We start from the raw sequence: 14,297 nt of genomic DNA on the forward strand, positions 1-14,297 counted from the left end.
GTCTCTACATTTTCGCCCTACGTACAGACGGGTTTCAAACCCGTCTCTACACATCCCTATTAAAAAAACAATCCTCATTCCATTTTTTTGGATTATTTATAATGTAATCTTCTATTCTATAATACTCAGATTCATTTCTGATTATGTGATCGTGAAATCGCTCTTGCCAATTTGATACTCCTTTTGTACCTCTTTTTTCATTAATCCTTCTGGATGAAAATGATTTTAATGCCCGGATAAATTCGAATACTCCGTGTGCCTTTTTTAAATTATCATCCGTACAGATGGGTTCAGTACAGACGGGTTTCAAACCCGTCTCTACCACAGCATCAATCATTTTTGAATTATCAACACCTACAATACAATGAATATGATTGGGCATTATCTGAAATGCTCCCAAAACGATATTTGTATAATGATTCGGCAAATCAAACCAGCAATCGGAAACAATTTTTCCATATTGATTCAAAATCATTTCACCATCTTTTACATAACCAAACAAATGTTCATTGTTCTTGGTACAAATCGTAATAAAATAACTTCCTTCACTATTATAATCCCACCATTTTGCTCTCGCAGTTTCTATACGGAATTTCCCTTGGAATTTTTGCATGTATCCTTTTATTTAGGAAGATACACAAAATTTTTAAAAGTAACCTGACCATCTCCTACTGCTGAAAGTCCCAATTTGAGGCTCATAAAACCACTTAAAGCATTGTGATTGAATGAGGAAACTTCGGCAGAATTTTCAATTTTTAGCCAATCTTTTCCATCAATGCTATAAAACATGTTTACCACTTGCTCTTTCTTTTCCAGGCGTAAAAACAAGTGTCTTTTATTCACATCTTTTACGGTAGGGAACTGCCATACTCTAAGAATTGCCATGATATTATCTTTATCAAAAGCGATTCCCGTAAATAACTTGGTATCATAAAAAAGCACCAATCCAGCCGATGCGTTTCCTTCAATTTCTACCTCAACATCGGCAGTATAAGAATGGTCTGAAGGGGTACACAACAAAGGCGAACTTTGACCAATGCCTGTTCCTTTTCCTTTAATCTTTATTCCATTTGAAGTGAATGTGGTTCTTTGCGCATCATACTCATCAAAAAACTGCCATTGTGGTTGAAGTTTTGTTCCAGAAAAACTATCCGAAAGTGCGAAATTGCTTTTCACGAATTGTCCTGCCGGTTTCTTCGTAATAGCTTCGGTTTTTGTGTTTTCTTTCATTTTGTACCAACCATCTTTTGTCCATTCTACAGCCTGTAAAAGTGTTTGGCGTCCCATATTGTAATACCCATTTTCATAACCGTGAAAAACCATCCACCAATTTCCTTTTACATCATCGATTATTGTGGCGTGTCCTTTTGACCACCATTTTTCAGAACTATCATTAGTTCTTAGTATTGGATTATGAGGTGAATTTTCCCAAGGTCCAAGTGGCGATTTTGATCGAGCCGAAATCACCATGTGACTTGTTGCAGGCCCAGCAGTTCCTCCTTCGGCAACTGTAAGATAATAATAGTCTCCCCTTTTGAAAACTTTTGGGCCTTCCATACAAAAACATTCGATTGACCAGTCAATTGGAATTTTCCAACCATCGTAACTATGTTTCAATTCACCTGTAACCGATAAACCGTCTTTAGAAAGCGGCACGTAACCCCCATTGCTAAAATACAAATAACGTTTCCCTTTTTCGTCAACAAAATGCCCAGGATCTATATTGCCAACTTTCAAATCGATTGGATCGCTCCAAGGTCCGTCTATTTTATCTGCCCAAACCACGTAATTGGTTTCATTGGCAGGAAAATAGATATAGAATTTGTTATTGAGTTTTACCAAATCTGGTGCCCAGACAGAGCCTACACTTTTCTTTAGTGCATGGGTAACTGGACTCCAATTGATTAAATCTTTGGATGTCCAAATCAACAATCCCGGATAATAATTGAACGAAGAATGCACTATATAATAATCTTCACCATCACGAATGATTGATGGATCTGGGTAATCACCGGCGAAAATTGGATTGGTATAATTACCACTATTGTCTTTTTGTTGTTGGGCTTTTACTATTAATGATAGAAAAAGCATAATCAACCAAAATTTTGATTTTAGGAATTTCATAATCAATTGGATTTTTTGCTTTACTGATGAATTTCGTACAGACGGGTTTCAGTACAGACGGATTTCAGTACAGACGGGTTTCAGTACAGACGGATTTCAGTACAGACGGGTTTCGTACAGACGGGTTTGAAACCCGTCTCTACATTCCTAATTTATTTTATATTTTTCATTCTCGGTAATCATTTCCCAATTATCGGTACGGAATGGCGATGCCGGGAATTTTTCCTTATTGAAAAGATTGATTTCGGTATCATCATCGGCCCAACCGTAATGAACGGCAACTGGATTTTGGACTTTGTCACTCGAAACAATTACTTTATTGTCTTTGATTATCGCTTTGGCCGGATGAAAAACTTTATCAGCACCTGCTATTTCAAAACCTTTGAGTTCTGAATTTCCTGAAGCCAATAATCCGCTACCAATGTTATCAAAAGTCAAAATGATTTGGTTTCCTTTAATTTCTTGTGATTTGTACATTGGCCCTGAACAAACTTGCTTTTTCCCATACAAATTATTCAACGCAATAGCTGCAAAACGCAACCCAATATCCTGTTTATTGGTTGGGTGAATGTCTTTGGCGTTCCCAATATCAGTCGTTACCACCATTCCTGTGTTTGGAACTTTAAGCGTTTCGGTTTGCGCTTCGCGAAGTTCTGCCCAACGGCTTCCTTTGGCACTATTTCCTCCGGACTCATCAAAGGTGGATAATTGTACAAAATAGAAAGGAAAATCGCCTTGTTTGAACTTAGTTCTCCAATCCTGAATCATCAAAGGAAAAGCCTTTTTGTATTGTTTTGCTCTCCAAACATTGGCTTCTCCTTGATACCACAAAGCGCCTTGAATGGCATACGGAACTAACGGATTGACCATAGCATTGTACAATAACGATGGATAACTGTTGGGAGAAATTTCGATTCGTACTTTTACCACATTAAATTTCCAAAGACCATCGAGTGGGACATTCGAATCTTTACAATCGATTTTAAGATCGGATGCTTCTCCGTAAATCCCACCTCCTCCGCTGTAATCGGTGATTCTTACTGCGATTACGTTTGTTCCTTCTTTTAAAACTCCAGTAGGAATATTGTAAACTCTTAATTTGTCCCAAAGATTATGAGTCCCAACTTGAACACCATTTACATAGGTCACATCTTCATCATCGACTTTTGCTAAGTGCAAAACAGCTTCTTTTTTGGCTTGTTCAGCAGTCAAAACAATTGTTTTACGCATCCAAACGATTCCATCAATATTACCAATTTGTTGGTTTTCCCAAAGTGAAGGTGCTTTAATTTCTGGCCAATTTGCATCTTGAAATTCAGGGTTTTTAAACTGACTTTCGTTATCCATTGAAGCGTCAAAACCTTGAATTTTTTTTATATTTTCTAATGTTGCTTTTCTATAATTTTCAAGAACTTCATCCATGTTTAGCGAAGGAACCTGGGCAATCATTTCTTTAAATTCGGAACTATTTTCGAAGGCTTCTTTGCTTGTCCAAGTTTCTACGCAAGTCCCTCCCCACGAAGTATGCAATAACCCTATTGGAATGTTTAACTCTTTGTATAATTTTCGAGCAAAATAGAATCCAGCAGCTGTAAAATCGCCAACCGTTTGTTCGTTACTACTGCTCCATTTAGCCGATTTGAAATCCTCTTTCGGAGTCGAACTCATATCTTTTTGAACCAAAAACTGACGAATTTGAGGATAGTTGGCGTCTTTCATTTCGATTTCAAAATCTTTGGCTTGTTTCACGGTAAATTCCATATTCGATTGTCCGCTGCAAATCCAGACTTCTCCAACCAAAACATCTTTTATGATAATTTTATTTTTACCAGAAATTACTAATTCGAAAGGTCCTCCGGCTTTTTCAGCATTTAGATTCAACATCCATTTGCCATTCTTGTCGGCTACAATGGTTTTTACTTGTTTGTTAAAGTGAACCTCTACTTTTTCATTGGCATCCGCCCAACCCCAAACCGGAATTGGTTTATTGCGTTGCAAAACCATCCCATCGGCAAATAACAACGGCATTCTAACATTGGCATTAGCCATTAAACTAACGACACAAAAAAGAAATACGAAATATTTTTTCATTTTTTTAATTTTTTAAAAAGATATTAAACCAACAAGATTCTAAGATTCTCAGTTACATTAAAAACTTAGAATCTTAGAATCTCAGCTACTTGAAAGTGCTCTATATTATTTTAGTCCATCTAACAAAGCGGTTAAGGCTTGTTGATCGTAAACTGTATTTGTTTTTCTATCGAACAGAGACATAGTGTTGGTTCCTAAATTCCCTGCATCCCAATAAAACGGAATTAAACCGTTTACTTTGGACTGTTTTACAACATATTTTAGAAAAGCAGCTCTTGATTTTAGATGTAAAGCCAATGCATCACCAGTCAAATCACGTCTGATAGCTCCAAATTCTCCCAAGATTACAGGGATTCCTTTATCAACAAACTTGGTTTTCATAGATAGGAAAACTTGATCTACGAAAGCTTCTTCTCCCCAAGTTGGGTTTCTATCAGTATCTGTTGTAGAATGATTTCCTTCTCCCCAATAGTAAAACATTTTTCCCCAATCAGCATCTTTATCCATAAGGGTAAATTGGTACGGATAAAAGTGAACTTCAGCCATCATTCTATTGGCAACTTTGTCTGTTGGCATAGTAGTCATCAGTTGAGCTGTTTTTTCAATATCAGTAGCTGGTCCTTGAACAATCAAATTACGATAAGCGTTTTTCCCTCCTGTTGAACGTACCGCATCAACAAATGTTTGATGGTAGGAAGTTAACACTGCCATTTCAGTAGCATTATCAACATGAGGTTCATTTGCGCTAGCAAAAAGTAAGTGTTCATCAAAATCACGCAAATGAGTTGCAATTTGCTCCCAAAATGCTTTTTGTTTCGCATTGTTTGCTTCTTTTTTGGCTTCCGTACAGTTTTCTTCTAACCATCCTCCGTCCCAGTGGATGTTTACAATTACGTACATATCATTGTCTGTACAGTATTGTACCACTTCTTTTACGCGGGCTAACCAAGCATCTGTTATTTTTGCTGTTGTCCCATTAGCATTTTGATTCCAAGAGCAAGGGATTCGGATCGCATTGAATCCATTAGCTTTAACTAAATCTATTAATGCTTTGGTCACTTTTGGATTACCCCAAGCTGTCTCTGAACCAATTGCTTCCATAGTATTTCCGATATTCCAGCCCAGTTTCATTTTAGCGGCTAATTGTACTGCTGTGCTACTCATACCAGTAGCATCAGCTGGAATTGGATTAGTGTTATAATTAGGATATAATCCTTCTACAACTGCAGACCCGGCTGCCTGAGAAACAGCAATTTGTACAGAAACTGTTCCGTTTGAGCTAATGGTAACGGTACCCGTTCTGGCAACTGTTGTCGTGTTTTGCTGAGCTGTAACGTTTAACAAGCTTGTTCCGTTTGTACCCGAAGTTTTGCTCAATTGAATCCAAGTATCGCTGGAAACAATACTAAATGTTTTAGCATTGGTTGTAATGGTGACACTGCTTGCGCTTCCTTTAGCATCAAAATCTAACGTCTTTTTATCTATAGATAGTGATATTGTTTCTGGCGTTGTTTCGTCAGGCTTTGAATCGTCTGAACTACAGGCCAAAATATTAAAAGCAATTAGGCAGAAAAATATACCTATTGAATATTTTGCAATTTTGTTTCTCATAATTATGAATGGTTTTGGTTAGTTGTTAGTGGTTTTAGAAATTTATTTAATAGAAATTTCGATTTTGTTTTGAATGTCACGAGATGAATTACCTACATTCAAAGTATATTTTCCTGGTTCTACAACCCAGTTTTTAGATTGCACATCGTAATAGGCCAGTTCTTTTACAGGAATTTGAATTGTAATGGTTTCGGTTTTTCCTGCTCCTACATTCACTTTATGGAAACCTTTTAGTTCCTGAGCGGCACGTTCTACTTTTGAATCTGATTTCGTAACATAAACTTGAACAACTTCTTTTCCTTCTACTTTAGCGGTGTTTTTTACCGTTACCGAAACCGAGATGGTATCATTATTCGAGTAGTCTTTTTTGTCCGATTTAACCTCAACAAAATTAAAAGTTGAATACGACAATCCGAATCCAAAAGGATAGAGTGGAGTTACATTTTTGGTATCAAACCATCTGTATCCAACCAAAATTCCTTCTTTATACTCTACCGCTTTATCTCCAGGGAAGCTGTTGGTTGCATGAGCAGGAGAATCCATAATATTTTTTGGCATTGTCCAAGGTAATTTTCCAGAAGGGTTTACTTTTCCAAGCAAAACATCGGCTAGGGCATTACCTCCTTCAGAACCATTGAACCAGCTCCAAACCAATGCTTTTGTTTTTTGGCTTACATCTTCAATTTCAAAAGGAGCACCAGCAATCATCACAACGATTGTTTTTGGGTTTACTTCTAGTACTTTCTTAATCAATTCTTCTTGACCAAATGGCAAACTTAAATCTCTTCTATCAGAAGCTTCGGTTTCATAGTCTCGATTAGAACCTGCGAAAACAATAGCAACATCAGATTTTTTTGCAGCATCTAAAGCTTCTTGTAATTTAGCAGGGTCTAATTGATCTATCGTAACTGGGCCTTTCATCGTAATATCTCCCAAATTCCCTTTATTCGCTACATCATAACGTTCTAAGTATCCTTCGGCATAATTGATGGTAACCGAAGAAGGCAATCTGTTTTTTAAACCATCCAATGGAGTAATTTCTCTTTTGGTTTTTACTCCTGCACCAAAACCTCTTAAGGCATTTACTTTGGTGGCATTGTTACCAATTACAGCAATTGATTTTACCCCATCTAGTTTAAGTGGTAAAAGATTTGTATCATTTTTTAATAATACTACAGCCTCAGATGCAATTTTGTAAGCATCCTGATAATGCTCTTCGGTAGCAATACTACCAGTTGCTCTTTTTTCGCCACCCATTGCTTTCACTTGGAATAACATATGTAAAATACGTTTTACATGTATATCGATTTCTTTTTCGGAAACTTCACCATTTTTAACGGCAGCAATTAATTTATCAGCAAGAAAAAATTCATTAAAAGGTTTTGGTGTTCCCATTTCGATATCCAAACCGCTTTGTAGAGATTTTGCAGTAGAATGTACTGCTGCCCAATCGGATACTACAATTCCTTTGAAACCCCATTCGTCACGAAGAATCTTATTCAACATATAATCATTCTCACACAAATATTCACCTCTAAACTTATTGTAAGCCCCCATAATACTGTATGCCTTAGCCTCTTTAACCGAGGCTTCAAAAGCAGGTAAATAGATTTCACGAAGCGTACGCTCATCAATTTGTACATCTACAAAATCGCGATTTGTCTCTTGATTATTAGCTGCATAATGCTTTACACAAGCCATAACATCATTGTCTTGTAAACCTACAATTAATGGAACGGCTATTTTTTTATTCAAAAATGGATCTTCGGTTTGATACTCGTAGGTGCGCCCTCCTAATGGCGTTCTAATAATATTAATTGCAGGAGCCAATAACATGTCTTTGCCTCTGGCTCGCATTTCTTGTCCTACACTGTTCCCGAACAAGTAGGCCATATCTGGATTCCAAGTAGCAGCCAACGCTCCGGCAGCTGGATAGTAGGTGGCAAAATCGTTTGTCCATCCTGCCGGAGCCCAATTGTCTCTCGAAATTTCCTCACGAACTCCCAATGGTCCATCGGCCATTTTTAATTCAGGAATTCCTAAACGTGCTACCCCTGCATTAGCAAACATACTATTACCATGTAACATTCCAATTTTTTCCTCAAGTGTCATTTGAGAGATCAATTTGTCTATTTTAGTATCGAACTTGGTTGTAATTTCTTTTCCCACATAGGCTTTTTGTCCCTTTTTCGACTTGATAGACTGTGCATTACCCTCAATCAACGAGAGAATTGAAACAGTCAAGGCAATGTATTTTAGCGTTTTTTTCATTACTTGAAATTGTTATAATTATTTATATATTCTTCTCCAGCTATTGCTTTACAAAATTGAACAAGACCACATCGTTTTCATTAATCTTATACTTTTTGCTAAAAGTTCCCGAAGCGTCAATAGCTATTTTTTCTGTTGTTATAGGTGCTCCATTATTTTTTTGTTTGATTTGTTTTACCTGATTAATACTCAATTGATTGGGTCTTCCCATGGCAAAATAATCGGTGTAAGCATCATTATTTTTATATCCTACTTTGTAAATTTCTAAAGTATAATTTCCCTTTTTCAGACCACCAACTTCAATTTGGACTTCTCCTTTTGGTTTTGATGGCAAATCTTTACTGTAATACTCCTGATTGTTTATCTTTTCTGGAAGTGTATAAGTGTAATCCCAAAACAAAAGTTGTACATCTCCTTTGGCATTTTTGGTTACCCACGAATCTTTGTCGGTATTTTTCAATTCTGTTTCGCCTAATTTATTCAGGAAAGCGTAGGAGAAATACGCTGGTTTTTTAATTCCCTGGGTATTCAAGAGTCCAAATCCTCCGTGAAAAGGTGTAAATCTAGGACCAGCCTCTTCAAAAATATCGGTAAAAACCCAATACGACATTGAGTTTGCTGCATCTCCAACTTGTTTTATTTTTTGCAAAATATAAGCAGCAGAGTGATAACTGTCGTGAATAGCATCTGCTGGCGTGTACGAGGTACTCCATTCTGTATAATGTAGTTCTAAATTAGGTTTGACCGAATTGGCTATCTGCTTACGCGAATTGATAACCTCGCCACTTACACTATTTTCGTCTTTATTTAGAACCGTTCCTGTAGTTCCAAATTCGTCTAAAAAACCTTGACTTACCCCATAAGCATGTGTTGAAATGAAATCAATTGGCGTATTGTTTTTGGTACAAAATTCGATCGTTTCCGGAACCCACGCTGCACCAGCCGTTGCTGGACCTCCTACTTTGTAATCCTTGTTTACACTCTTGATAACTCTTGCAGTATGATCATACAATTTGAAATATTCTTCCTGTGTACTTGACCAAAAACCAGGAGACAAATTCGGCTCGTTCCAAACTTCGAAATACCAAGTTTTAACCTCTTCGGCACCATAACGATCTGTAAAATGTTGGGTTAGATTACGAATTAAATCATCCCATTTTTTATAGTCTTTAGGTGGAGTAACATTTCCTTTCCACCAAAAAATAGTTTCCTTTCCACTAGCCAAAGCATTAGGCATAAATCCCAATTCTACAAACGGTTTTATATTGATACTCAAAAGAAAATCATACAAAGCATCTATGTATTGAAAATTGTATTCCGGATTTCCTTTTGAGTCTTCGCGATACACTCCCATATCATCCGTAAGCAAACCGTGCATACGGATATACTTGAAGTCACATTCTTTTTTTACCATTACCAATTGTTGTTGCCAATCGGCACGTAATCCTTCGTTGGCTCTACCAGCACCAATAGATTCTTTGAACATGGTATTCATCTTTCCTTGCTCTTTGCTGTAATCGACTTTTATAATTCTGTTTTCAGAATTACTATTTTGTCCAAACAATGAAATATTGTTCAGTGCCAATAAAAGAACCAATAGCAATACATTTTTTTTCATCTGAAAATGAGTTATAAATAATATTTTGTGTTGTAGAGACGGGTTTAAAACCCGTCTGTACGACAATTCATTATTATAATTTTTTGAATCGGATGGCGGTTCCTCCCGCTCCTCCTAATTTCAATTTCAATACATCCGAAGCTTTCACGATTTTCTTGGAAATAGCCACTGCTGATGGATTGTGAGTTTCGTCAGTACCTTCTGCATCAGCATAAATCTGAGCTTCATAAGTTGCTTTTGAATCTAAGAATGACAACGAAACTGTTAATTCTCTCGCTTTTTCATTAGTCATACTTCCTAAATACCAATCTTCGCTGTTTTGATCTTTACGAACAGTGGTCAAATATTCACCAATTTCTGCATTTAAAACTTTGGTATCAGACCAATCGGCTGGTACATCTTTTAAGAATTGATAAGCTGGAACGTTATAATTTTCAGGCAAATCGGCCAACATTTGAATTGGCGAATAAAAGCAAACATACATCGCCAACTGTTGAGCCGTTGTACCGTGTACTCTTCTACCTGGATAGCCTTGTTTGATTTCTACATCCAGAACTCCCGGAGTATATTCCATTGGTCCAGACAACATTCTGGTAAATGGTAAAATCACCACATGACTTGGTGGATTTCCGTCGCTCCAAGCGTTGTACTCTTGACCACGTGCCGCTTCTCTTGCTAACATATTAGGATACGTTCTACGTTCTCCCGTGTCTTTTATGGGTTCGTGATAGAAAACGGCCAAATCATACTGAGCTGCTTTTTCTAAAACGTATCTGAAATAATTGACCCCAAATTGTCCGTGATGCCATTCTTTCATATTTAATTTTGAACCAACGTGACCAATTTTTACGGTGTGGATTCCCAGTTTTTTATACAATGCAAAACCTTCGTCAATTTGTTTTAAATAGTTGGTTAAGTTAGACCCTGTTTCATGGTAACCAATCAATTCAACTCCTTTTTCTTTTCCGTATTCAACCACTTTTTCTAAATCGAAATTATCCGCAGATTGTGTGAAACTAAACATGTGCATACGGTTTTCATACCAAGCTGGTGTCCAACCTTTGTTCCAACCTTCAATCAATAAATGGTGCAAACCTTCTTTGGCAGTAAAATCGATATATTCTTTGGCATGAGCAGTAGTTGCTCCTTGCTTTTCTCCTTCCCAAAATGTATATTTCCCAATGTGCATGGCCCACCAGATTCCAAAATATTTATACGGTTGGACATAGGGAGTTTTTCCTAATTTGTTAGGTTCATTTAAATTTAAAACCAAATACGAATCGATCAAATCGCCCGATTTTTCAGCTATTTGAATCGTTCTCCAAGAAGAAGTAAAAGCGTCTTTTACCCTTACTTTTACGCCATCAGCCCAAGGCACTAAATTCGATTTTAGCTGTGTCCCTTCTGTTTGTTCCAAAGTCATACTCGCAAAATCAATTAAATTGGCTTCGTGAAAACTTAACTTTAAACCGCTTTTACTTTCTATTGTTAAAGGTGTATGAACCGTATCTAAAGTGGTGACTGGCGACGCAGTATATAAATACTCATAACGTTCTGGTTTGTAAGCAGGAATCCACCACGCTTTTCCATCTTCTTTTAGATTGAAAGTTGTTTTTTCATCCATGATAAAAATACTGTCTTTAGAAACCTGTTTTGGATATACATATCTAAAGGCAATTCCGTCATCATAAGCACGAAACTGAATTTGAAGTTTACGTTTATTCCCTGTTTTTTGCTGTAAATCAACAACCAATTGATTATAATGGTTTCTAATTTTTTTCTTTTCACCCCAAACTTGTTCCCACGTTTCGTCGAAAGAAGATTTTTTTACATCTACAACTTCAAAATTAGTACTAAAGTCTTCATTGTTTTTTAGAACAAACCCCATATCAGATGGTGTAAGGACTTGAGTTTTTTTGTGTGACACCTCATACTTAGGAGCCGTTTTGTCTAGATTGAATTTGATTGTATTAATTCCTCCTGGAGAAACCAGTTCATAGGACTTGCTTTTCTGAGCATGAGTTGTACCAACAATTGCTAATGCACCAATAAATGCTGGAATGATGATTTTCTTAAACATGATATTCATTTCTTAATAATTGTACTTTTTTTTAAAAACCGGGGCAATCCCACAGCGCCCCGATTTTCATTCTAAACCAAATTCAACTTAATTATTTTATCCATTCAATTTTGAATGTTGTTTTTCCAGATAGTGGATTTTGATTCACATCAAAACCTGAACCTTTTTGTGTCAATGTAATCGTTTGAACAGTATCTGTATCAGGTAAAAACACTTTTGCTTCTGCCGAAGTGGTTGTGTCCGTTGCATAAACTTTAAGGGTTAGCTTGCTCCAATCCATATCTTTGGTAGATTGTGCCAAGGCAATATGTGGCAATGCAGTTCCCTCTTTTACTAATACGACAATCGGCACCTCACCCGCTTTGATTTTGTGCCAGCCGCTTTTGTACACTTTTTTGGTTTGGTAATCAATCCAAGTTCCTTCGGGAAGATAAACATCTCTTTCGGTAACATCTTCAAAAAGAGGTGCAACTAGCATACTTGATCCAAACAAATACTCATTATCTACCAACCACGCACCTGGATCATTAGGATATTCTACAAACAATGCACGCATCATTGGCAATCCTTTTTGAGAACTTTCTTTGGCCTGAGCATAGATATATGGCATTAATTCGTAACGCATATTGTCCGATTTTCTAAAGCTTTCCAATAAATCTTTGCTATACAACCAAGGCTCACGAGGTGGTTCGCCGTGACTTCTTACATGTGAGGTAAACATCCCGAACGGAGCCCATCTTTTGTATAAATTCTCTGGTGACTTGGTTACGAATCCGCCTACATCATGACTCCAAAAACTGAATCCGCATAATCCTAATGACAAACCTCCTCTTAATTCGGCCGACATTGCTCCGTTAGTGGTTTCGGCATCACCTCCCCAGTGCAATGGGTAACGTTGTGATCCAGCCCATGTACTTCTAGCCCAGATTAAAGTATATCCTTTTTCCTTTTGAGTAATTTCGGCAACGGCTTTATTGTAACGCAATGGGAACAAATTATGCTCATAGAAACCTGTTCGTCCCGAATGATAAATTCCTTCTGGTGGTGCGGCTTCACCAAAATCTACTTTGAAAACAGAAACCCCTTGATCGAATAATTTTTTCAATTTTCCTTGGTACCAAGTTACGGTCTCAGGATTCGAAAAATCCAGTACAGCATCTTCATACGGTAAATTTCCTTTTCTATCTCTCACTGCTAAATTTTTATCCATAATTTCATTGAACAATGTATTCTTTGGAGTGAAATAAGGCAATTGCCATAAACATACTTGAAAACCGTCTTTTTTCAAATCTGACATCATTTTTTGGGCATCAGGGAAACGAGATTTGGCAAACTCATAATTGTTTCGCCAATCTACATCAAACCAACCAGTATCATAGTGAATCACATCGGTTGGGATTTTATATTTGCGTAAATCTCTGGCAACGTCGCGTCCTTCTTTTTCAGTAAAATACGTAATACGGCTCATCCAAAAACCAAATGACCAAAGTGGTGGCATAGCTGCTTTACCTGTTAGATTGGTGTATTCGTCTAAAATCTCTTTTGGTTCACCAATAAAGAAAAACAAATCGGCTTCATCGTCACCAATATACATTTCGTTGGCGCTGCCATAATATTTACCAAAATCGACCGTAATTGGCGTAGAATGGTGCATGAAAACACCATAACCACGGCTACTCATGTAAAACGGAATCGGTTTGTACATGGTTTCGTTTTGAATACCATTAGCATCATCTGTCCATAAAACTACTTTTTGGCCACGCTTATTAAATTGTGTAAATGATTCTCCGCAACCAAATATTTTTTCGTCGGGCTCTAAGCTAAAAGCCGCTCCCATACTTCTAGAATAATCACTATTTCTACGCACATACGAAAATGGAAGTGATGGAGTGTAACTATTAGCAAAGTCGGAATTATGTAATGTACTCGTTAATAATTTTCCTTTTTCGTCATAGATTTTTACATGCCATGGTTTGATCAAAATTTCAACAGAACCATGTTTACTCGTGTATTTGTATCCACCATCAATTTTAGAAGATTTCCATAATTCAGGATGATTGGGCGCCACGCCATCCACCAACATTAGTGATGTAGCTTGAGGGCGAAATTGAGGTCCCGAAGTCGTTTTTATTCGGATAGCACGATCCGAAACAAACTGAATTTGAAATGGTAGTACAGGCGAAACTTCATATTCTGTTGTTGGAAATTCATTGGCCGCAATCGTATCCGGTTTCATCAGCATATTATTGAAAGCCTGACGTGTTTGATACGTATAACGCAAATATTTGATAGTTCCTTTACCAGTTGCTGGATCAAAACTAGCTAATTCATCAGCGAAATAAAAAGTATTCAAATAATTCTCAAAATCTTTGCTTACATCGATCGGTGCATTCAAAATATCTGCATTCTGAATTTGAGCTGTTACTTTTGGAGAAAGTAACAAACCCACAAACAAGGATAATGAAGCTATCTGTATTTTTTTCATTGTGAAGTTATATTAGT

At 37.0% G+C, this 14,297-nt stretch carries 8 protein-coding genes; all 8 read right to left on the bottom strand.

Going from position 1 to position 14,297, the window contains the following annotated elements; translation table 11 throughout:
- Nucleotides 1-46: 46 nt before the first annotated feature.
- The 8 genes from ABEB18_RS05110 to ABEB18_RS05145 all read right to left on the bottom strand — a co-directional run bounded on the left by ABEB18_RS05110 (nt 47) and on the right by ABEB18_RS05145 (nt 14,280).
- Nucleotides 47-613 carry a transposase gene (locus ABEB18_RS05110; protein WP_348798055.1) on the bottom strand — a complete coding sequence of 189 codons (567 nt, stop codon included), beginning with the start codon at nt 611-613 and terminating at the stop codon, nt 47-49.
- Between the two features lie 8 nt (nt 614-621).
- Nucleotides 622-2,124, bottom strand: coding sequence for a family 43 glycosylhydrolase (locus ABEB18_RS05115; protein ID WP_348798056.1), 1,503 nt, complete (start codon nt 2,122-2,124; stop codon nt 622-624).
- Nucleotides 2,125-2,271: 147 nt separating this feature from the next.
- Nucleotides 2,272-4,215, bottom strand: coding sequence for a sialate O-acetylesterase (locus ABEB18_RS05120; RefSeq protein WP_348798057.1), 1,944 nt, complete (start codon nt 4,213-4,215; stop codon nt 2,272-2,274).
- A gap of 105 nt (nt 4,216-4,320) precedes the next feature.
- Nucleotides 4,321-5,826: a cellulase family glycosylhydrolase gene (locus ABEB18_RS05125; RefSeq protein WP_348798058.1), complete on the bottom strand. Its 1,506-nt coding sequence runs from the start codon at nt 5,824-5,826 to the stop codon at nt 4,321-4,323.
- 42 nt (nt 5,827-5,868) lie between these two features.
- Complete coding sequence (locus ABEB18_RS05130; protein ID WP_348798059.1) at nt 5,869-8,097, bottom strand: glycoside hydrolase family 3 C-terminal domain-containing protein; 2,229 nt, start codon at nt 8,095-8,097, stop codon at nt 5,869-5,871.
- A 40-nt stretch (nt 8,098-8,137) separates the two neighbouring features.
- Nucleotides 8,138-9,715 carry a GH39 family glycosyl hydrolase gene (locus ABEB18_RS05135; protein ID WP_348798060.1) on the bottom strand — a complete coding sequence of 526 codons (1,578 nt, stop codon included), beginning with the start codon at nt 9,713-9,715 and terminating at the stop codon, nt 8,138-8,140.
- A 73-nt stretch (nt 9,716-9,788) separates the two neighbouring features.
- The gene (locus ABEB18_RS05140; protein ID WP_348798061.1) at nt 9,789-11,795 is read right to left on the bottom strand and encodes a glycoside hydrolase family 97 protein; all 2,007 of its coding nucleotides are present in this window, start codon (nt 11,793-11,795) and stop codon (nt 9,789-9,791) included.
- A gap of 91 nt (nt 11,796-11,886) precedes the next feature.
- Complete coding sequence (locus ABEB18_RS05145; protein ID WP_348798062.1) at nt 11,887-14,280, bottom strand: glycoside hydrolase family 31 protein; 2,394 nt, start codon at nt 14,278-14,280, stop codon at nt 11,887-11,889.
- Nucleotides 14,281-14,297 lie beyond the last annotated feature (17 nt).

Origin of the sequence: Flavobacterium adhaerens (assembly GCF_040045115.1) — a bacterium.
GTDB classification, from domain to species: Bacteria; Bacteroidota; Bacteroidia; order Flavobacteriales; family Flavobacteriaceae; genus Flavobacterium; species Flavobacterium adhaerens.

Bases quoted from the DNA above. Each gene is read 5' to 3' on its own strand.
- ABEB18_RS05110 (WP_348798055.1), bottom strand. From the start codon at position 613: ATGCAAAAATTCCAAGGGAAATTCCGTATAGAAACTGCGAGAGCAAAA.
- ABEB18_RS05115 (WP_348798056.1), bottom strand. From the start codon at position 2,124: ATGAAATTCCTAAAATCAAAATTTTGGTTGATTATGCTTTTTCTATCA.
- ABEB18_RS05120 (WP_348798057.1), bottom strand. From the start codon at position 4,215: ATGAAAAAATATTTCGTATTTCTTTTTTGTGTCGTTAGTTTAATGGCT.
- ABEB18_RS05125 (WP_348798058.1), bottom strand. From the start codon at position 5,826: ATGAGAAACAAAATTGCAAAATATTCAATAGGTATATTTTTCTGCCTA.
- ABEB18_RS05130 (WP_348798059.1), bottom strand. From the start codon at position 8,097: ATGAAAAAAACGCTAAAATACATTGCCTTGACTGTTTCAATTCTCTCG.
- ABEB18_RS05135 (WP_348798060.1), bottom strand. From the start codon at position 9,715: ATGAAAAAAAATGTATTGCTATTGGTTCTTTTATTGGCACTGAACAAT.
- ABEB18_RS05140 (WP_348798061.1), bottom strand. From the start codon at position 11,795: ATGTTTAAGAAAATCATCATTCCAGCATTTATTGGTGCATTAGCAATT.
- ABEB18_RS05145 (WP_348798062.1), bottom strand. From the start codon at position 14,280: ATGAAAAAAATACAGATAGCTTCATTATCCTTGTTTGTGGGTTTGTTA.